Raw genomic sequence first — 19,840 nt, 5'->3', positions numbered from 1 at the left:
CTGGGCGAGAGAGCCGGGCAAGACGACGATGCTGCATGATCTGCAATCCCAGGCCGGCTTCGTCTGGGTCTATCGTTTCGATGCGGAGGGCCGCCCGCATCTCCTGCCGCGCGACAAGATGCCGGCGCTCGAACTGCCCGATACCAGCTTCGTCTGGCTTCATGTCGACCTCGTCCATAGCCGCACCAAGCAATGGATAGCCGCCTGCCCGGGCATTCCGGCGGACGCGCTGAGCCTGTTTCTGGGCCAGGACGAGCACCAGCGCCTCTATCACGACGCCGATTTCGTCTGGGGCATCACCTTCGACCAGATGCGCGAGGTCGCCAGCCTTGCCGATGATACCGGCATGCTGCACTGGATCGTCAGCGAGCGCGTCCTGCTTACCGGCCGGCGCCAGGCGCTCCAGGCGACGCGGCTGACGCGCGACGCGCTGGAGGCGGGTTTTCGCGCCACCTCCCCGGTCATGCTGTTCGAGCGCGTGATCGAATATGTGATCGAGGATGTCGCCGAGGATGTCATGCACCTCACCGACGACACCGATTCGATCGAGGATCATGTCATCGACGATCGCATCGGGAACGATGCCCGTCGGCTCGGCCTGATCCGCCGGCGCACGGTGAAGCTGCATCGCCAGCTCAACGGCCTGCACCAGCTGTTTCGCCGCTTCTCGGAGACGGCATCGGCCCGCACCGCGCCGGAGACCGTCAAGAGCGCCGCAAGCCGCCTGCTCCACCGCGTCGACACCATGCTCAGCGACGTCCAGATCGTGCAGCAGCGCGCCCGGCTGCTTCAGGACGAGATCGCCGCGCGCCTGACGGCGCAGACCAACGAGCAGCTCTATGTGCTCTCGATCCTGACGGCGACGCTGATGCCGGCGACGCTGATCACCGGCCTCTTCGGCGTGAACACGAAGGGCCTGCCCTTCCTCGATGACGAGATGGGCTTCGTCTACGTGGTCCTGCTCAGTCTGCTCGCCGCCAGTCTGGTCTATCTGCTGCTGCGGCGGCGCAACATGATCCACTGAAGCGGGCCTTAAAGATTGGGGCTTGCACGCCCAACCCGCTGTTCACGCCTGCGCGCTGACTTGCATCCGATCCGCGCTATAACGCGAGCAAAGGAAGCGGCTTGGCCCGCTTCGGAGCACCGGGAGGATTTCATGCTCGCCAACGCGCCGCGCCCGTTCAATTTCGACCTCGGCGAAACCGCCGATGCGATCCGCGACACCGTCCATGCCTTCGCGCAGGAGAAGATCGCGCCGCGCGCCGAGGAGATCGACCGCTCCAACCAGTTCCCGCGCGATCTCTGGCCGCAGATGGGCGCGCTCGGCCTGCATGGCATCACGGTGAAGGAAGAGGATGGCGGTTCGGGGCTGGGCTATCTCGAACATGTCGTGGCGATTGAGGAGGTCTCGCGCGCCTCGGCTTCCGTCGGCCTGAGCTATGGCGCGCACAGCAATCTCTGCGTCAACCAGATCGCCCGCAACGGCACTGCCGCGCAGAAGGCGAAATACCTGCCCAAGCTGATCTCGGGAGAGCATGTCGGCTCGCTCGCCATGTCCGAGCCCGGCGCCGGCTCCGATGTCGTCTCGATGAAGACGCGCGCCGAGAAGAAGGGCGACCGCTACATCATCACCGGCAACAAGATGTGGATCACTAACGGCCCCATCGCCGAGACGCTGGTCGTCTATGCCAAGACCGACCCGGCCGCAGGTTCGAAGGGCATCACCGCCTTCCTGATCGAGAAGGGCATGAAGGGCTTCTCGACCGCCCAGAAGCTCGACAAGCTCGGCATGCGCGGCTCCGACACCTGCGAACTCGTCTTCGAGGACTGCGAGGTGCCCGAGGAGAACGTGCTGGGTTCGGTCGGGCGCGGCGTCAACGTGCTGATGAGCGGGCTCGACTATGAGCGCGTGGTGCTCTCCGCCGGCCCGCTCGGCATTATGCAGGCGGCGATGGATGTGGTCATGCCCTATGTCCACGAGCGCAAGCAGTTCGGGCAGTCGATCGGACAGTTCCAGCTCGTCCAGGGCAAGCTCGCCGACATGTATGTGATGATGAACGCCTGCAAGGCCTATGTGTATGCCGTCGCGAAAGCCTGCGACCGCGGCGAGACCACCCGCGAGGACGCAGCCGGCGCAATCCTGATCTCAGCCGAGAAGGCGACGCAGATCGCGCTCGACGCGATCCAGCTGCTCGGCGGCAACGGCTATATCAACGACTACCCGACCGGGCGCTTGCTGCGGGACGCGAAACTCTACGAGATCGGCGCCGGCACCAGCGAGATCCGCCGCATGCTGATCGGCCGGGAATTGTTCGATAAGACGAAGTAACGGCCCCACGCCGTCATGCCCGGGCTTGACCCGGGCATCTCCGGACGAGATGTCTCCTCGCCGTCATGCTCGCCCTTGTGGCGAGCATCCACGTCTTGAACACGCCCCTCGACCAGCGAAGACGTGGATGGCCGGGACAAGCCCGACCATGACGGAGAGTATCTCCCGCGAATGACATGGTGACCTGATGCCCCTCTATTTCGCCTATGGCGCCAATATGGACGTGGCCGCGATGGCGACGCGCTGCCCCGGCTCGAAGCCGCTCGGGCTCGCGCGCCTGCCGCGGCATCGCTTCATCGTCACCACCGATGGCTACGCCTCGGTCATCCGCGACCCGCGCGAGACCGTTCATGGCGTGCTCTGGGACTGCGCGCTGAGCGACGTCCGCGCCCTCGACAAGTTCGAGGACATCGCCAGCGGCCTTTATGTGAAGATCAACCAGCCGGTGATCGTGGAAGGCGGTGCCAAGCGTGCGCTGGTCTATGTCGGCCGCAGCGCCGATCTCGGCAAGGCCCGCCCGGGCTATCTCGAAGCCATCATAGCCAGCGCGAAAGACCGGGCGCTGCCAGAGGCTTACATCGCCGCGATGAATCGGTTTCTGAGCAAGCCGAATCTGGATGTGAAGTCGCTGAATCAGGCTGTGAGCGCCGAGCTTCCTCCCGGCCCGGTCGCGGGTGTCCGGCCAAGGGCGCTGGCGCCGAAGTGATCGCGCCGTCATGCTCGGGCGAAGACCCGAGCATCTCATGCCGAAAGAGGCGACTGACATACAAGCCTTTCCGTCACGAGATTCTCGGGTCCGCGCAAAGCGCGACCCGAGAATGACGCTGCGGTTTACGCCGCCAGCCCCTTCGCCATCTCGCTGACCTGCCGCTCGAACAGCGCGCGATAGGCGCCGTTCTCGCGCTGCAGCAGCGCTTCGTGCGGCCCCTCCTCGACCACGCTGCCGCGATCGAAGACGAGGATGCGGTCCATGGCGCGCACGGTCGAGAGCCGGTGCGCGATCACGATCGTGGTGCGCCCCTCCATCAGCCGCTCGACCGCCTGCTGGATCAGCGCCTCCGATTCAGAATCGAGGCTCGAGGTTGCCTCGTCCAGGATCAGGATCGGCGCATCCGCCAGGAAGGCGCGCGCCAGCGCGACCCGCTGCCTCTCGCCGCCCGAGAGCTTGACGCCGCGCTCGCCGACCAGCGTGGCGTAGCCCTTGGGCAGGCGCATGACGAAATCATGCGCATTGGCGAAGCGCGCCGCCTGCTCGATCTGCGCCAGCGTGGCGCCGGGCCGGCCATAGGCGATGTTCTCCGCCAGCGAGCGGTGGAACAGCACAGGCTCCTGCTGCACGATCGCGATCTGCTGGCGCAGGGAAGCCTGCGTCACCGAGGCGATGTCGCGCCCATCGATCGCGATACGGCCATTGGTGACGTCGTAAAGCCGTTGCACCAGCTTGACGAAGGTCGTCTTGCCGGAGCCCGAACGCCCGACCAGCCCGACCTTCTCGCCCGCCTGGATCGTCAACGAGAAGTCGCGGTAAAGCGGCTCGACATGCCCGCCATAATGGAAGGTCACGTCCTCGAAGGCGATCTCGCCGGACGTCACCGCGATCGCGGTCGAGCCCCTGGCGTCAGCGACGCCATAGGGCTGGTCATGCATGGCGACGAGCTCCTCCATGTCGTTCACCGAACGCTGCAGGTTGTGCACGTGCTGGCCGACATCGCGCAGATAGCCATGCACGACGGCATAGCTGGTCAGCACGAAGGCGACGTCGCCCGGCGTGGCCTGCCCGTTCGCCCAGAGCCAGATCACCAGCCCGACCACGGCCGCGCGCAGGACCAGCAGGACGAATTGCTGCGCCGTGCCCGAGGTCGTGCCGCGCACCCAGGTCCGCCGTGTCCGAAGCGACCATTTCGCCAGCACCTCGGCGATGCGCGAATCCTCGCGCAGCTCCGCGCCATAGGCCTTCACGACGGGATTGCAGGAGATCGCATCCGCCAGCGCACCGCCGACGCGGGTGTCCCAGCTGTTGGCCAGCCGCGCCGCCGGCGCGACATAGTTGAGCGACAGCGCCACGGTGACCGCGACATAGACCACCGAACCGATGAACACGACCAGCCCCATCGCCGGCCAGTGCCAGGCCAGCAGCACGGTCGAGCCGACGAGCACGACGACCGAGGGCAGCAGCGCGATCAGAACCGTGTCGGTCAGCAGGTCGAGCGCCCACATGCCGCGCGTGATCTTGCGCACCGTCGAGCCCGCGAAGTTGTTGGCGTGCCAGTCGGTCGAGAAGCGCTGCAGGCGCGCGAAGGCCTCCTGCGCCGTGTCGCCCATCGTGCGCAGCGTCATGCCGGTGATGCCGATGAAGCCGAGATGGCGAAACAGCACCGCGCAGACGCCGAGCACCAGCATGGCGCCGAGCGCCCATAAAGCGGCTTGCGTCGCAGCCGCGCCCTCGCCCGCCACCGCATCGACAAGGCGGCCGGCATAGAGGGGCATGAACAGATCGGCCACTGTTGCGGCCATCATCGATCCCGCGACGAAGCCGACGGGTCCGGGCTGGCGGGCCCAGTGGCGGAAAGTGAAGCCGAGAACGGCCCGGAACGGCTCGGGCCGCCCGGTTTGGGTCTTGCGGGACATGATGTCATTCGGCTCGGAAAAGAGCCGACTCCAAATCAGGCGGAGACGACGACGCGCGCCGGTCTCCAGCTAAAAGAACAGGTTTGAAAAAAGGCTCAGGCGCCGCGGAAGGCGGGCCACGGGCGAGTCCGACCTAGTAGCGGTGGGACATTCGCGGGAGAGCGACGATGATCATGAATTTCATTCAGCCCTCCCTTTCTAGAGTTGAACCAAGAACTGCACCATAAACGGGCAAATGTGGATCGCGCAACCTGCTTCATTTGCATGGGGTGCTTGCAGGGTGCGCTGGGTCAGATGAGCCGGTACACCGCGCCGTCATGCTCGGCACAAGGCCGACCATGACGAGAAACGGCGCTGCGCCCACGGCCCTCTTCGTCCTGCAAGGCAAGAAGGCTCCCCTGCTAAGAAGGCCCCGCTAAGAGGCTCCCCTGCTATTTCCAGAGCAACGCCAAAAGCCGAACACCAATCACCAGCAGAAAGGCGACTATCACGGTCCCCACGACGCGATGCCGTTTCGCGCGGTCGGGAAACTGCCGGGACAGGATGCGCCCCAACGGCTTCCGGAACAGGAAGGCGATGACGGCGATAACGATCAGGATATGGGACAAGGCTGGGTCTCAGGCCTTTCCGCCGGCGTCTTTGGCCTCGGCTGCCTCGAAGGGCGCGCCGCCCTTCTTCCAGGCTCCGAAGCCGCCGGCGATATGTGCGACCGGCTTCAGCCCCATCTCCTGCGCGGCCTGCGCCGCCAGTGCCGAGCGCCAGCCACCGGCGCAGAAGAAGACGAAGCGCTTGTCCTGGGCAAATACCGGCTTGGCATAGGGGCTTTCGGGATCGATCCAGAATTCGAGCATGCCGCGCGGGCAATGGAAGGCGCCGGGCATGCGCCCTTCCCGCTCGACCTCTCGCGGATCGCGCAGGTCGACGAACACGACATCGTCGCGACCATGCAGGGCCTTCGCCTCGTCGATCGACAGTGTTTCAACCCTGGCCTCGGCCTCGGCGAGCAAAGCCTTGTAACCCCTGGTGATCGTCTGTGGCACGGCTTCGCTCTCCCTCGGCAGCGCGGCACCGTGGCGGCTTGCCCTTCCGGCGTCAATCGTGCCTTGCGGAGCCGGAGACGACGCCTCAGTCTGGATTCGAGGAGCAAAACATGGCCGGATTCGCGACGATCGATGGGATCGCCTTTATTTTCTTCATGGCCGCCTGGCTCGGCTATCATGTCGCCGTCGAGGTCGGGCCGCATAGCCGGCATAACATGAACGCCGTGATGAATATCCGACGCGCCCGCTGGATCGAGGAATCGGTCCAGCGCGACAACCGGATCATCGATACTCAGGTGATGAACGGGCTGCAGAACGGCACGGCCTTCTTCGCCTCGACCTCGCTTCTAGCCATCGGCGGAGCGCTCAGCCTGTTGCGCTCGACGGATCAGGTCGCCCAGATCTTCGAGGACCTGCCCTTCGCGACGCCGGTGACGCGCGCGGCCTGGGAACTCAAGGTGATCGGGCTTTGCGTGATCTTCGCCTATGCCTTCTTCAAATTCGCCTGGAGCTACCGGCTGTTCAACTATTGCGCGATTCTGCTCGGCGCGATCCCTTCCGCCAAGCGCCAGGACGAGCCTGAAACCCGCGAGGCGGTTCGCGAGACGATCGCGATGAACATCGCCGCCGGCCGGCATTTCAACCGCGGCCAGCGCGCTTTCTTCTTCGCATTGGCCTATCTCGGCTGGTTCCTGAGTCCATGGCTCTTCCTCACCGCCACCGCTGCGGTTCTGACGGTGATGTGGCGCCGCCAATTCGCCTCCGACTCGCTCACGGTCTTTCCGACAGGCCGCAAACCTTGACGAATCCGCTCAGGCTCCCCTCATGAGCGGCATGAGCCAGACCGACGATCTCGAATCCGCCATCCTGAGACTTGCAGCCGAGCGTGGCGCGGGCAGGACGATCTGCCCGTCGGAAGCCGCCCGCGCCATCGGCGGCGACCATCCTGACGGCTGGGGCCCGCTGATGCAGCCGATAAGGCGCATCGCGGTCAGGCTGATGAAGGAAGGCCGCATCATCATTACCCGCAAGGGCCGGCCCGTCGATCCCGACGATTTTCGCGGCGTCTACCGCCTGTCGCTGCCGAGCAGCGAATAGCGCATCGGCCCGAAAAGCGGGATGCGCTCGTCACGGCGCGGGAAACAACGCGTCGGTATATCCAGCCAGCCGATAGGCTAGCAAGCCGACCCATTCCTTGAAACCGTCATCGGCGATGCCGAGTCCGCGTGGCGCGCGAGCGTAGGGCCTGATGAAATCAGCCGGTTTGTTGGCGGTGAGATAATCGACCGGGAAGGCCTCGATCTCGAAGCCCGCCTTGCGGAAGACGCCAATGGCGCGCGGCATATGCCAGGCCGACGTCACCAGCAGCCAGCGCTCGCCCGGCTTGGGATCGACCAGCTGGCGCGTGAAGATCGCGTTCTCGCGGGTGTTGCGCGATTTGTCCTCAAGCAGGAGGCGCCCCGGCTCCACCCCCAGCCCTTCCAGCAGCAGCTTGGCGCCATCGGCCTCAGTGTCGGTGACCGGCGAGATCAGGTTGGCCGCCCCGCCCGCAAAGACGATCCGCGCCTTCGGATGCAGTCTCGCAAGCTCCACTGCCTTGGTCATGCGCGCGCCGGCCGATGTCAGCACGACATCGCCGCGCGCCACGCCGATCGCTCCGCCGAGCACGATGATCCCGTCGACCGGCCCCTTCGCGGCATCCTGTTGCGGAAAACGGTTTTCCAGCGGCCGCATCACGATGCGCGGCAAGGGGCTGAAGGCCATCAGCCCGAGCGCCACCAGCGAAGCGAGTCCCAGCCAGCGCGCCGGGCGGGCAAACCGCGTGAAGGCGAGCAGCGCCGCCAGCGCGGCAAGCAGGATCGCCATGTTCACCGGAGAGAAGGCGAACCAGACGAGCTTGGAAAGAGTGAAGAACATCCAGGGCCCCCGCAACCACGGCGCAGGATGTAGCCTGCGAAAGCTGACAGGACGCTAACACCCGGCTGGAAACAGGACGGTCAGCGGATGATCTGCGGTGGCGATTGCGGGCGACGTGTCGGTGCCTGGACCTGCGCCATGGCGCTCTCGAGTTCGAGCGCGCGCTTGGCGACCTCACGCAATTCGCAGCCCGCCTGCCGGCCGGCCTGAAGACCGCCCTGCTGCCCCGAACCGTAGAACGCGCATTTCTGGGCGATGAAGCCTTCCCATGCGACATGCAGAGCCGCAAGCCGGCTGCGCCTGCCGGCATCGAGCGGTCGCCCGGTCAGTTGCAGCGCCTGCATCAGCCGCTCGCGCCAGACCGCCTCCTCCCGGCGTGCGCAGCCCTGTTCAGCAGCGCGCCGGTCGACACCGGTCGCACTGACGCAGGCAACAGCGATGCTGCCTATGCAGGATTGCGTGGCGGTCCGGTTTTCGCGCAGGCAATTGGCGAGCTGCGCCCTGTCGCTTGCGAGCGTCGCGTTGGCCGGCGGCGCAGGCGCCTGCGCCCGCAGCGGCGTGGCGGCAAAGACGAGCAGCAGAGCGATGGCAGGCCAGAGCGAGGTCATGCGTCTCATCATCCCCGTGATCGCGATGGGATCAAGCCGTGCTGGCCCGGGATCACGCAATTGGCAGCGGCAAAGCCTGCTTTGCGGCAGGCCGCGCCGCTATCAGCTCATACCAGCGCTGCAGCCTGGGCCTGGCCGCGCGTTCGATCGGCATGTGAAGCCAGCGATGCGCGCCGGCCCCGACCACGATGTCGGCCATCCCGAAACGCTCGCCGCCGAGATAGCTGCGGGTGGCGAGATGGCCCTCCAGAATATCCATCTTCGCTTCCGCGCGGGTGATGGAGGCCGCGATCACGTCGGGATCCGTATGACCGGGCGTGCGACGCACCAGCCCCCAGAATGCCGGCGTCATCGCCGGCTGGAGTTCGGAGATCATCCAGTCCATCCAGCGGTCGGATTCGCAGCGCACCGCCGGGTCCTCGTCCCAGATCCAGCCGGCGCCGTAGCGCGCCGCGAGATAGCGCACGATGCTGTTGGAATCCCAGGCGCAGACATCGCCATCCTCCAGCACCGGGACCTGCCCGTTGGGGTTCTTGGCGAGAAAGGCGGGCTCGCGATTGCCGCCGAAGGCGCCGCCGACATCGATCCGCTCGAAGGCCTGGCCGACTTCGCCGGCGGCCCAGACGACCTTCTGGACATTGATGGAGCTGAGCCGCCCCCAGATCGTCAGCATGCGCCGTCCGTCTCCCGCTAGATGTTGTGCAAGTCTCGGCCGGAGTTCTGCCGATGGCAAGAGTTCAGATGACGGTAAGACTCGCCGGCATGCGTGGGGCTCACGCGCTTACTCGAATTCCATGATGACGGCGTCGACCGCGAGCGAATCGCCCTCCTTGGCAAGAATCTTGGCGACCGTGGCGTCCTTCTCGGCGCGCAGCACATTTTCCATCTTCATCGCCTCGACCATGCAGAGCGCCTCGCCGGCCTTGATCTCCTGCCCGACCGTGACGGAGATCTGCTTGACCACGCCCGGCATCGGGCAAAGCAGGAACTTGCCGGTGTCGGCTGCGACCTTCTCGGGCATCAAAGCGGCGAGCTCGGCCTCGCGTACGGTGTAGACATGGGCATTCGCATAGGCCCCGGCATGGCCGAGCGAGACGCCGTTCAGAACCGCGCGCACCTGCGCCGCGACCTTCACGCCGTCGAGCGCGCCGTGCCAGACCGGCTCGCCCGGCCGCCACTCGCTGACGACGCTGATGCTGCGCGCGCCCAGATCGATCTCGATCGCCCCGGCCTTCTCCGTCACCTCGCCCTCGAAGCGCTCTCCGCCCAGCACGACGATGCGCGTGCGATCGAAGGCGACCTTGCGCCAGCCCTGCATCTGCGCCGAGACGTTGCGCTTGCGCTGGTTCAGCTTGTGGTCGCAGGCGATCGCGATCGCAGCCATCCTGAACGCGACTTCGCCCTTGGGCTGCGGCAGCGCAAAACCCTCGGGAAACTCCTCGGCGATGAAGCCGGTCGAGAGATTACCCGCGATCCAGCGCGGGTGGTGCATCAGCGCCGAGACGAAGGGGATGTTGTGCCGGATGCCGTCGATCGCGAAAGCATCGAGCGCGCGCCCCTGCGCCTTGATCGCGGCCTCGCGCGTGGCCGCGTGGGTGACCAGCTTGGCGATCATAGGGTCGTAATAGATCGAAATCTCGCCGCCCTCGAAGACGCCGGTATCGTTGCGCACGGTCGCCTCGCCATCGGGCCCCTCCGCCGGTGGGCGATAGGTTACGAGGCGCCCGGTCGAAGGCAGGAAGTTGCGGGTCGGATCCTCGGCATAGACTCTGGATTCCACCGCCCAGCCGTTCAGCTTCACATCGGCCTGAGTGAGCCTGAGCTTCTCGCCATAGGCGACGCGGATCATCTCCTCGACCAGATCGACGCCGGTGATCATCTCGGTGACCGGATGCTCGACCTGGAGACGCGTGTTCATCTCGAGGAAGTAGAAGGATTTATCCTGCCCGGCGACGAATTCGACCGTGCCGGCGGAATCGTAGTTCACGGCCTTGGCCAGCGCGACGGCCTGTTCGCCCATCTTGCGGCGGGTGGCCTCATCCAGCAGCGGCGACGGCGCCTCTTCCACGACCTTCTGGTTGCGACGCTGGATCGAGCATTCGCGCTCGCCGAGATAGATGACGTTGCCGTGCTTGTCGCCGAGGACCTGGATCTCGATATGGCGGGGATCGACGATGAACTTCTCCACGAAGACGCGATCGTCGCCGAAGGAGGACGCGGCTTCCGACTTGGCGCGGGCAAACCCTTCAGCCACCTCGGCCGAAGAATGGGCGATGCGCATGCCCTTGCCGCCGCCGCCGGCCGAGGCCTTGATCATGACGGGATAGCCGATTCCATCGGCGATCTCGACCGCATGTTCGGGGCTCTCGATGATGCCGAGATGGCCCGGCACGGTCGAGACCTTCGCGGCTGCCGCCGCCTTCTTCGATTCGATCTTGTCGCCCATCGCGGCGATGGCGCCGGGATTGGGACCGATGAAGACGATGCCGGCTTCCTTGAGCGCCAGCGCGAAGGCCTCGCGCTCGGAGAGGAAGCCATAGCCGGGGTGCACGGCTTCCGCGCCCGTCGCCTTGCAGGCCGCGATGATCTTCTCGATCACGAGATAGGACTGCGCCGCCTGCGGCGGCCCGATATGCACGGCCTCGTCGGCCATCTCGACATGCAGCGCGTCGCGATCGGCATCGGAATAGACGGCGACCGTCTTGATGCCCATGCGGCGCGCCGTCTTGATCACGCGGCAGGCGATCTCGCCACGGTTCGCGATCAGGATTTTCGAGAACATGCGTGGCGTCTCCCGGCGACCAGAAAGAACAGTTAGAGCATGTCCGGAAAAAGCCGACACCGGTTTTTCGAAGCCGACATGCCCGGAAAAAACTCAAGAGCGCATTCCGATCGGCCGATCGGGACACGCTCTTGAACCGGGATGTATTGGACGCCGCAGCCGGCGTCCACTGATGCGAAAGTTCGGTGGCGTACAGATGGCTGTGCGCGAATGCCCGTCAGCTCGCGAGCAGCACGCGCTCGGCGCTGAAGCCCGGGACCTTGGCGCAACCCTTGCGGAGCACGAAGCCCAGCAGGATCTCGTCGCAGCGCTCGGCTTCGCGCACGATTTCGAAGGCGATGCGCTGGGCGGTTCGCGTGGGCCCCTCGCCGGCCGAGAGCGTCGTGACCAGCCAATGCGCCTTGTCGCGATCGATCACGCCGGTCGGGCGGCTTTCCCAGACGGCATAGTCGACGACCAGCGCGACCAGATAATCCGCGAAGGCCGCGCAAGTCGCCGGCACTGCCCGATCGAGTGCGATCAGAACATCGATGGTATCGCGCGTCAAAACGTCGTCGAGCAGGACGTAACGCTGAAGAACCTTGACGTCTTCTTCGTTGATCGCATGACGATCCATCACGCGATCGACGAATTCACGAAGTTCATGACCAATCATGGCTTAACCCCTGTCCGGCTTTGTTTTGTGCCGGTATGTCCCTGTTGCAGGAACACCATGGATCGCGACTCGCAATCAGGTGGTTAATGCCAAAATCTGAACGGATATTCAGGTTAAACGGAGCTGATCGGACGTGGTTGCGAGGTTGTTACTGAACACGCCGTCCGCAGGCTCAAGCCGTTCAGGCCCAGTGGGGCAGTAAGAGGTCGACGCTTCGCCTCAGACAGACCCGGCGACCGCGGGTAGTCCAAGCAGACCTGGCAGGTCCCGACAGTCCGTCAGCACATGCCGCGCGCCCAGTGCGACCAGGCTGGCGGGAGGCTGGAAGCCCCAGGAGACCGCAATCGGCATGACGCCCGCAGCGACCGCCATTTCGATATCGAAGGAACTGTCGCCGACCATCGCCGTCCGCTCCGGCGCGGCGCCGGTCTGCGCCATCGCACGCAGGATCATGCCCGGATGCGGCTTTGAGGGCGCATCATCGGCGCTTTGGACCGTCTGGAACAGATCCTGCCAGCCGAAGCGCTCCACGATATATTCGACGCCGCGACGGGATTTGCCCGTCGCGATGCCCAGGCGTAGGCCGGGCTGGCGCGCAAGCTCGGCAAGCATGTCTGCGACGCCCGGAAAGAGCGGCTCGGCCAATGTCGGATCGCTCTCGGCCTGACGTCGCATCGCGCCGAACACCTCGCGATAGGTCTCGGTCAGCGCCTCGTCGGGTTCGTCGAGCCCGGCAAGCTGCATCAGCGCGATGTTCAGCGTCAGCCCGACGATCCCCAGACCCGCCTCGCGGCCGGGATGCACGAGGCCGTGCCGCGCGAATGTCTCGACCTGCGAGCGGAGAAGAATGGCCTCTGAATTGATCAGCGTGCCGTCGAGGTCGAAAATGACGAGATCCATGGCGTCGCTCTAGCCCGGATCGCCGGAGCGATCCATTGCGCTGGCGACATGACGTGGTCCCGTTGCTCCGCACATCCGGTCCTTGAGGCAGAGCCGCTCAGGATCTGGCCTCGCGGGCGCAGGCATCGACCGCCTTGCGCAGCGGCTCGCCGTCGAGCCCCTTGTCCCGCGCCTCCTTGCGGCATTCGGCGCGCTGCGCCAGGTCGGGACGCTTGGCGTTGAAGCAGGCGACCAGCGCCGCCGTCCGGGTCGAGCCGGAAAGGTTGCGACCGTCGACCTCCTCCTTGCAGGCGGCGCGCACGGTCGCAGCCGTCGGCTTGCCGTCACGGGTGAGCCCGTCGCGGGCATAAAGCTGCACGCCGGGGAATTTCGCCTGGATGCAGCGGCGCATCGCGGCGCGCAGGTCGTCGCCCGAAAGCGCGACGTTTTCGGCGAGACAATCCTGCCGGGCCTTGGCCCGCTCGGCCCGCGGAACGGGCTCGTCGGCCGTGGTCGTGGCCGTGGTTGCGGCCCGAACCGGCGCCGGAGCCGGAGCGGTCGACTGGGCAGCGAGGGGGGCGGCGAGCCCCAAGGTCAGGCCTGCCAGAATAAGGGCGAAACGCATCAGGGCACCTACGTAAGAGCGATTGGAACAAAATTAGAACATAGCCCAATCTGTTCCGCAACTGTTCTCTTACGCTTCGTCACCTCTTTGAGCGATTGTTCCCAGCCCCTACTCGTCGGGCGCGTCCACGATCGGGTCGTAGCGCTCATCCTCGAAGCCGAGCAGGTTCCAGGACTGGCGCATATGCGGCGGCAACGGCGCGCTGACGTCGATCGTGCCTTTGCCGCGCGGATGCGGCAGCACGATGCGCCGCGCCAGCAGATGCAGCTTGTTCTGGATGCCGCCGGGCAGTTCCCAGTTCTTGATGTTGAAATATTTGGGGTCGCCCACGATCGGATGACCGATATGGGCGGCATGGGCGCGCAGCTGGTGGGTACGCCCGGTCACGGGCTTCAGCGAAAGCCAGCCGAGCTTCTGCGCCGCCGTCTCGACGACCGCGTAATAGGTCACCGCATGCATCGCGCCGTCATCGCCATGCTTGGCGACGGCCATGCGCTGGTCGCCGTCATAGGCCTCCTCGCGGGCGAGATAGGTCGAGATCCGGCCCTGGCGCACGCGTGGCACGCCGGCGACAAGCGCCCAGTACACCTTGCGCGCCGAACGCGAACGAAACGTCTTGGCCAGCGTCGCGGCGGCAAAGCGCGATTTCGCGATGACGAGGCAGCCCGCCGTATCCTTGTCGAGGCGATGGACGAGGCGCGGCTTCTGGCCGTCCTTGCCCATCATGGAATCGAGCATCTGGTCGACATGGCGTGTCGTGCCCGAGCCACCCTGGACGGCGAGCCCCGCCGGCTTGTTCAGGACGATGACGTCGTCGTCCTCATAGAGAGTGATCGAGCGCAGGAAGCCGAGCGTGTCCTCGTCGGCCTTGAGCGAGCGCGGACGCTGTTCCTGCGGATCGAGCTTGAGCGGCGGGATGCGCACGGTCTGGCCTTCTTCGAGCCGGTCCTTGCTGTCGGCGCGCTTGCCGTTGACGCGCAATTCGCCCTTCCGGACGATGCGCTGGATATGGCTGAAGGAGAGCTGCGGAAAGCGTGCTTCGAGGAAGCGGTCGATCCGCATCTCGTTCTCGTCGGCGGTCACAACGAGCTGCTGCACGCCGGTCGCAAGCACCTGCGCGGTCTCGGCCTTGACCTCGGCGCGCGTCGGCGCATCCGTCACAGGTGCCTTGCGCTGTACGGGCTTGCGCGGGCCGGCGGCGCGGGGCGCGGGATGATGCGGAGCGGGATTGCGCGTCGGCTCGGTGCGCACGACGTCTTCCTCGCGCTCGGGGCCGGGCCGCGTGGCTGCGCGCGCCGAGCGGCGGGCATCATGGCTCGGGCGCTTGCCTCTGGGCGCGCCCGAGGCAGGCGGCCTGCCGCCACGCTTGGCGCCGCTGCCCTTGGCGCCGCTTCCTTTGGGACCGCTCCCCTTGGGGCCGCCTGGTCCCTTGTTGCCTGTCCTCATGTCAGCCCCCTGATGATCGCGAGTCCGCCGACCAGCGCGACAAGCGACACTGCAACCGAGCCGAAGATGTAAGCCGCCGCCAGCACCGCCTCACCCCGCTCCCAGAGCAGGATGGCGTCGAGCGAGAAGGCCGAGAACGTGGTGAAGCCACCGAGAATGCCGGTCGCCAGGAACAGCCGCAGACCCTGCGGCGCCCCCACGCCCGCCTTCAAGGCGAACCAGCCGGCAACCAGCCCCATCAGCCCGGAGCCGATGATGTTGATCGCCATGGTGCCATAGGGGAAGCTCATGCCGACCCATTTTGGCGAGACGACATTGACGCCGTGCCGCAGCACGCCGCCGATGCCGGCGCCGAGAAAGACGAGAAGCGTGGAGGTCATGGCTTTCGAATAGAGTGCGGGGCCCCGGTGCACAAACAAAATCGCCGCGCGCTCCACGTCTCCCCTCAAGGAGGGCTCGGCGAGACGGACAGGCGCTGCAATAATTCGTAACAATGCGCATGTGTGCGATGAGGTAGACAGGTGCCCATACTGATCGAGAACGAAGCGCAAGACCATGAGCGAGCGCTCTGCCCTGGACACGCAGGCAAGGCCGCCCGAGGCGCCTGAAACGCATGTGCTGGTCGTCGATGACGACCCGCAGATCAGGCTTTTGCTGTCCAGGTTTCTGCGGTCCAATCTCTATCGCGTCACGGCGGCCGCCAATGGCGAGGAGATGAAAGAGGTCCTCGCCTCGGCAGCGATCGACCTCATCGTCCTCGACGTCATGCTGCCCGGAACGTCCGGCTTCGACCTGTGTCGGGAGCTGCGGCGGACCTCTGCAATTCCGGTCATCATGCTCACGGCCAGAGGAGATGAAAGCGACCGCATCGCCGGGCTGGACATCGGCGCGGACGACTATCTCGCCAAACCCTTCAGCCCGCGCGAGCTGATCGCGCGCATCAACGCCATGATGCGTCGCCTGCGCGGTTCGGTCGCTTCGGCCAAACCGGCTCCTCCGCGCGGCTATTCCTTCTCGGGCTGGACGCTGGATATCGTGCGTCGCGAACTGAGCGATCCGCAGGGCGTCATCGTCGATCTCAGCACCGGCGAATTCGACATGTTGCGCGCCTTTGTCGAAGCGCCCGGCAAGATATTGACGCGCGAAATGCTGCTGGATGTCGCCAAGAACCGGATTGCTACGGGCTTTGACCGGGTCGTGGATGTCCAGATCAGCAGGCTTCGCCGCAAGATCGAGGGCGGCGAAGCAGGTTCGGATGCGATGATCAAGACCATCCGCGGAACGGGCTACCTGTTCGTGCCGAGCGTCGAGCGTCGATGAAACGCTGGCTCCCCGACACGATCCAGTCGCGTACCATCATCGTGCTCCTGCTGGGCCTGGGTGTTTTCCATTTGCTCAGCCTCTGGACCTATCAATCAGGGCTGCGCTCCGAGATCGACCTCACGAATGAAAGCCGGTTGGCCGAGCGCATCGTCTCGATCAAGCGAGCCATCCTCGCGCTCCCCGTCAACGAGCGCGACAATGTCGCTCACTCGCTTTCAGGCGGCCCGATCGAAGTGCACTGGAGCGCGGTGGAACTGGCGACAGCCAATCCCGTTGCCGACCCCGAGCTCGCCGCGCTGCGCAGCCGCCTGATCGAAATGGCTCCGGAGCTGTCGGAAGAGAACTGGATCGTGTCGGCGCCGCGAGCGATGGGCGGCAGCGGCACAGACCCGCATCAGTTCCAGGTGTCGATCAAGGCGGCCGATGGCGGCTGGGTGAATTTCAACATCGTGCGTTTCAACGGCCCGCATGGAACCATGCATGGCATCATCTGGTCGACGACATTGATGGCGCTCGGCGTTGTCCTGGTCTCGATTCTCATGGTGCGCTGGCTGACGCGGCCGCTGAGGATTTTCGCCGACGCCGCGCGCAAGGCCTATGTCGGCGGCGACGCGGCAGATGTACCCGTCGCGGGCCCGAAGGAAGTGCGGGCTCTGGCCACCGCCTTCAACGATATGCAGCGCCGCATCAAACGGCTCATAGACGATCGCACCCAGACCCTGGCGGCGATCTCGCACGATCTCAAGACGCCGCTAACGCGCCTCAGACTGCGGGCCGAGGAACTCGAAAACCGCTCCGCGATCGCCGATATCGAGGCCGATCTCGACGAAATGGAAGCGATGCTCGACGCCAGCCTGATGTTCCTGCGCGGCGAACAGGTCAGCGAGCCCAAGCGGGAATTCGACCTCTCGGTGCTTCTCGAAACCATCAAGGATGACTTCACCGACGCCGGACATGCGGTGACGCTGATAGCGCCCTCGCGCCTGCGCTTCCGTGGACGTCATCTCTCGCTGAAGCGCGCCATCACCAACCTCGTCTGGAATGCGGTTCGCTACGGCGGGAATGCCGCCATCGGCGTCTCCACAGACAAGGACGGGATCACCATCCGGATTGAGGATAGCGGTCCGGGCATTCCGGAATCCGAACTGGAAGCGGTGTTCGCCCCCTTCATGCGCATCGATTCCTCCCGGAGCCGGGAGACCGGCGGGGTAGGCCTTGGACTGACCATCGCGAGAAGCGTACTGCGCGGACATGGCGGCGATGCGCTTCTCGAAAACAGGGCGGAGGGCGGCCTTCGCGTGATCGCGCGCCTGCCATATATCGCCGCGTGAAGCGCGTTCGCTGGCCCCGGCTCGCGCGCGTCGCGGTGAAGCTCGGCAGATCCTCGAACAAACCGGCTCCCGACAGCGAGCGACCCCGACGGTATCGAACCCTTTTACAGGGCCCTGTCGGCTGGACCGCCTGAAATGATACCAGCGGCCTTTGAGGCTGACTTCCGTCATTGCGAGCGCAGCGAAGCAATCCAGGGGACTTCGAGCGCTGCCGCTCTGGATTGCTTCGCTGCGCTCGCAATGACGCGATAGCGTTTTTCTCAAAGGCCGCTGGTGGGAGAGAGCCTTTACCTGGCCGCCCCGGTCCGCCGTTGCAACAATATGTAACACCGTAGGCTGGCCCGATCGGGTAATTTCGCTTCGCACCCAAGATTCATTTGCGAAGCAGATTTGGTCGATGCCCAGACAGCCAACACCCCGTCTCTTTCAACCTGCCCGGCCGCGCAAATGGCTGCGGCTGGGCTTGCTGTCAGCCTTTATGCCGGTTGCTCTCGCAGCCTGCGCTGCTCCCCCCAACGTGATCTCCGGAGCCCATCCGGCCGACCCTGCAGCCAAGACGCCTGCGCTTGCCTACGCGACGGTAACCGGAGGCGTGAAGGCATTCAGGCCGGTGGAGCCGAAGGGCTGGGAGGACCTCAATCGCGAGGTCACGCCGAAAGGCAATTGAACGTCCACACCGAAAGGCAACTGACGGCCCACGCCGAAAGGCGGAAGCCAGATCACGACACCGATGCGACGACGCTAGAGATGCCAGGGCGAATGATGCAGCTTGAACGGACCACGTCACAGAATGAAGGCCGGCTCGCGCGAATAGGCCGCGGCATCTCGATCCTCGCCATCACTGCTGGGCTGGGCGGCTGCGTCGCCTTCTCGCCTGACGCCGGCACGGCCGTGCCGATTTCGCTCGCCTATGCGGAGCTGAACAAGGACGCGGTCAAGATCACCAACGAGGCCGAGGCGATCTCCGCCCAGGCCCGCGTCGACAAGCTGTTGAAAGCAACCGTCACCGCCGATGCAGCGGTGCAGATCGCACTGCTCAACAACCGCGGGCTGCAAGCGTCGTACAACGATCTTGGCCTCGCCGAGGCGCAGATGGTGGCGGCGAGCCTGCCTCCGAACCCGCGCTTTGCGATCTCGCGCCTGACCGGGCGGCTGGAAACGGAGATCGAGCGCACGGTTGTGGCCAGCCTGTTTGCGCTGGCCACCTTGCCGGCTCGGCGCGAAATCGCCGCCGACACCTTCCGGGACGCGCAATTGAAAGCGGCCGAGGCGACCTTCAAGCTCGCGGCCGATACCCGCAGGCAGTTCTATCGCACGGTCGCGGCCAATCAGCAGACCGGCTACCTGCAACAGGCCGTCGCGACGTCCGAGGCGACATCGGAATTGATCAAGCGGCTGGGTGAATCCGGCGGCATGAACAAGCTGGAGCAGGCGCGCGAGCATGCGCTCTATGCCGAGACGACCGCGCAATTGGCCAAGGCCAGGCTGCGGCAGAAGGTCGAGCGCGAGCGGCTGATCCGCCTGCTCGGTCTCTGGGGCAAGGACATCGCCCTGCAACTTCCCGCCAGCCTGCCACCGCTGCCGGCACGCCTGCAAACGGCCAAGGAGATCGAAGCCCAGGCGCTCAAGAAGCGCATCGACCTTCAGATCGCCAAAGGCGACCTCGACATCCTCGCCAAGCGGCTCGGCCTCACCCAGGCGACCCGCTTCGTCAACGATGTCGATCTGCTGGGACGCCGCACGGCCGACCGCAAGAACATCTTCACGGTCGATGGCGATGGCGGCGTCCAGGTCGAGCGCGAAAAGCGCAATCTCAAAACGCTCGAATTCGAATTCGAAATTCCGTTGTTCGATTTCGGGCAATCGAAGGTCGCGGCCGCCGAACAGACCTATCTCGCCGGCGCCAATCGCCTGGCCGAGAAGGCAGTGAACGTCCGCTCCGAGGCGCGCGAGGCCTATACCGGCTATCGCGGGACCTACGACATCGCGAAGCACTACCAGAACCAGGTTCTGCCGCTGCGCAAGATCATCCAGGACGAATCGCTGCTCCAGTACAGCGGCATGCTGATCGACGTCACCACGCTGATCGTCGATGCGCGGGCGCGCATCCTCAGCAACGCCCAGGCGGTCGAAGCGCGGCGCGATTTCTGGATCGCATCGGTCGACCTGAAACATGTCGTCATCGGCGGCGGTAGCGGTGGCGGCAGCTCCTCCGGAGGCGCGGCTGTCGCTGCCTCCGAAGGCGCCGCCGCGGCGCATTGACGATGACCGGACAGG

20 protein-coding genes and 1 pseudogene are annotated in these 19,840 nt (G+C 65.4%); 9 read left to right on the top strand and 12 right to left on the bottom strand.

Going from position 1 to position 19,840, the window contains the following annotated elements; translation table 11 throughout:
- Positions 1 to 28 precede the first annotated feature (28 nt).
- The 3 genes and pseudogenes from C4S73_RS10475 to C4S73_RS10465 form a co-directional block, all read left to right on the top strand.
- Entirely contained in the window at positions 29 to 1,024 is a 996-nt protein-coding gene (locus tag C4S73_RS10475) for a CorA family divalent cation transporter (protein ID WP_103872385.1), read from the top strand.
- A 132-nt stretch (positions 1,025 to 1,156) separates the two neighbouring features.
- On the top strand, positions 1,157 to 2,329 hold the full coding sequence (locus tag C4S73_RS10470; RefSeq protein ID WP_103872384.1) for an isovaleryl-CoA dehydrogenase: 1,173 nt from the start codon (positions 1,157 to 1,159) through the stop codon (positions 2,327 to 2,329).
- Positions 2,330 to 2,516: 187 nt separating this feature from the next.
- Positions 2,517 to 2,909: pseudogene (locus C4S73_RS10465) on the top strand (gamma-glutamylcyclotransferase family protein); the annotation flags it as partial.
- A gap of 251 nt (positions 2,910 to 3,160) precedes the next feature.
- Here C4S73_RS10465 and C4S73_RS10460 read toward each other — a convergent pair.
- The 3 genes from C4S73_RS10460 to C4S73_RS10455 form a co-directional block, all read right to left on the bottom strand.
- On the bottom strand, positions 3,161 to 4,957 hold the full coding sequence (locus tag C4S73_RS10460) for an ABC transporter ATP-binding protein (protein ID WP_103872382.1): 1,797 nt from the start codon (positions 4,955 to 4,957) through the stop codon (positions 3,161 to 3,163).
- Positions 4,958 to 5,388: 431 nt separating this feature from the next.
- Positions 5,389 to 5,565, bottom strand: coding sequence for a hypothetical protein (locus C4S73_RS28195; RefSeq protein WP_160115719.1), 177 nt, complete (start codon positions 5,563 to 5,565; stop codon positions 5,389 to 5,391).
- Positions 5,566 to 5,574: 9 nt separating this feature from the next.
- On the bottom strand, positions 5,575 to 5,997 hold the full coding sequence (locus C4S73_RS10455) for a rhodanese-like domain-containing protein (protein WP_103872381.1): 423 nt from the start codon (positions 5,995 to 5,997) through the stop codon (positions 5,575 to 5,577).
- 110 nt (positions 5,998 to 6,107) lie between these two features.
- Here C4S73_RS10455 and C4S73_RS10450 point away from each other — a divergent pair, with 110 nt between their 5' ends.
- Together C4S73_RS10450 and C4S73_RS10445 are read left to right on the top strand one after the other, a co-directional pair.
- Positions 6,108 to 6,800, top strand: a complete 693-nt coding sequence (locus tag C4S73_RS10450) for a DUF599 domain-containing protein (protein ID WP_103872380.1) — start codon at positions 6,108 to 6,110, stop codon at positions 6,798 to 6,800.
- A gap of 22 nt (positions 6,801 to 6,822) precedes the next feature.
- Entirely contained in the window at positions 6,823 to 7,095 is a 273-nt protein-coding gene (locus C4S73_RS10445) for a DUF3253 domain-containing protein (RefSeq protein WP_244595530.1), read from the top strand.
- A 30-nt stretch (positions 7,096 to 7,125) separates the two neighbouring features.
- Here C4S73_RS10445 and C4S73_RS10440 read toward each other — a convergent pair whose 3' ends face one another.
- The 9 genes from C4S73_RS10440 to crcB form a co-directional block, all read right to left on the bottom strand.
- Positions 7,126 to 7,914, bottom strand: a complete 789-nt coding sequence (locus C4S73_RS10440) for a YdcF family protein (protein ID WP_103872379.1) — start codon at positions 7,912 to 7,914, stop codon at positions 7,126 to 7,128.
- A gap of 80 nt (positions 7,915 to 7,994) precedes the next feature.
- Complete coding sequence (locus C4S73_RS10435) at positions 7,995 to 8,522, bottom strand: lysozyme inhibitor LprI family protein (RefSeq protein ID WP_103872378.1); 528 nt, start codon at positions 8,520 to 8,522, stop codon at positions 7,995 to 7,997.
- A 52-nt stretch (positions 8,523 to 8,574) separates the two neighbouring features.
- A complete protein-coding gene (locus C4S73_RS10430; RefSeq protein ID WP_103872377.1) occupies positions 8,575 to 9,195 on the bottom strand; it encodes a glutathione S-transferase family protein in 621 nt (206 codons plus the stop codon).
- 108 nt (positions 9,196 to 9,303) lie between these two features.
- Positions 9,304 to 11,304, bottom strand: a complete 2,001-nt coding sequence (locus C4S73_RS10425; RefSeq protein WP_103872376.1) for an acetyl-CoA carboxylase biotin carboxylase subunit — start codon at positions 11,302 to 11,304, stop codon at positions 9,304 to 9,306.
- A 217-nt stretch (positions 11,305 to 11,521) separates the two neighbouring features.
- Positions 11,522 to 11,959: a hypothetical protein gene (locus tag C4S73_RS10420; RefSeq protein WP_146071318.1), complete on the bottom strand. Its 438-nt coding sequence runs from the start codon at positions 11,957 to 11,959 to the stop codon at positions 11,522 to 11,524.
- A gap of 219 nt (positions 11,960 to 12,178) precedes the next feature.
- On the bottom strand, positions 12,179 to 12,859 hold the full coding sequence (locus tag C4S73_RS10415; RefSeq protein WP_103872374.1) for an HAD family hydrolase: 681 nt from the start codon (positions 12,857 to 12,859) through the stop codon (positions 12,179 to 12,181).
- A gap of 97 nt (positions 12,860 to 12,956) precedes the next feature.
- Positions 12,957 to 13,463: a hypothetical protein gene (locus tag C4S73_RS10410; RefSeq protein ID WP_103872373.1), complete on the bottom strand. Its 507-nt coding sequence runs from the start codon at positions 13,461 to 13,463 to the stop codon at positions 12,957 to 12,959.
- A 108-nt stretch (positions 13,464 to 13,571) separates the two neighbouring features.
- Positions 13,572 to 14,909 (bottom strand): RluA family pseudouridine synthase, encoded by a 1,338-nt coding sequence (locus C4S73_RS10405; protein WP_103872372.1) that lies wholly within the window; start codon positions 14,907 to 14,909, stop codon positions 13,572 to 13,574.
- Complete coding sequence (crcB, locus tag C4S73_RS10400; protein WP_103872466.1) at positions 14,906 to 15,289, bottom strand: fluoride efflux transporter CrcB; 384 nt, start codon at positions 15,287 to 15,289, stop codon at positions 14,906 to 14,908. Before crcB ends, C4S73_RS10405 begins: the two co-directional genes overlap by 4 nt.
- A gap of 175 nt (positions 15,290 to 15,464) precedes the next feature.
- On the opposite strand from crcB, the gene C4S73_RS10395 reads away from it, so the two are divergent.
- From C4S73_RS10395 to C4S73_RS10380, 4 genes are all read left to right on the top strand, one after another.
- Positions 15,465 to 16,229: a response regulator gene (locus C4S73_RS10395; protein ID WP_103872371.1), complete on the top strand. Its 765-nt coding sequence runs from the start codon at positions 15,465 to 15,467 to the stop codon at positions 16,227 to 16,229.
- Positions 16,226 to 17,563, top strand: coding sequence for an ATP-binding protein (locus tag C4S73_RS10390; RefSeq protein WP_103872370.1), 1,338 nt, complete (start codon positions 16,226 to 16,228; stop codon positions 17,561 to 17,563). The genes C4S73_RS10395 and C4S73_RS10390 overlap by 4 nt, the downstream gene beginning before the upstream one ends.
- 463 nt (positions 17,564 to 18,026) lie before the next feature.
- A complete protein-coding gene (locus tag C4S73_RS10385; RefSeq protein ID WP_146071317.1) occupies positions 18,027 to 18,230 on the top strand; it encodes a hypothetical protein in 204 nt (67 codons plus the stop codon).
- Between the two features lie 92 nt (positions 18,231 to 18,322).
- Positions 18,323 to 19,825, top strand: coding sequence for a TolC family protein (locus tag C4S73_RS10380; RefSeq protein WP_244595529.1), 1,503 nt, complete (start codon positions 18,323 to 18,325; stop codon positions 19,823 to 19,825).
- Positions 19,826 to 19,840: the final 15 nt, after the last annotated feature.

Origin of the sequence: Allobosea lathyri, assembly GCF_900108245.1 — a bacterium.
Classification (GTDB): Bacteria; Pseudomonadota; Alphaproteobacteria; order Rhizobiales; family Beijerinckiaceae; genus Allobosea; species Allobosea lathyri.
Note: the sequence above shows the minus strand (reverse complement) of the source record. Positions and strands in the feature narration are given on the sequence as shown.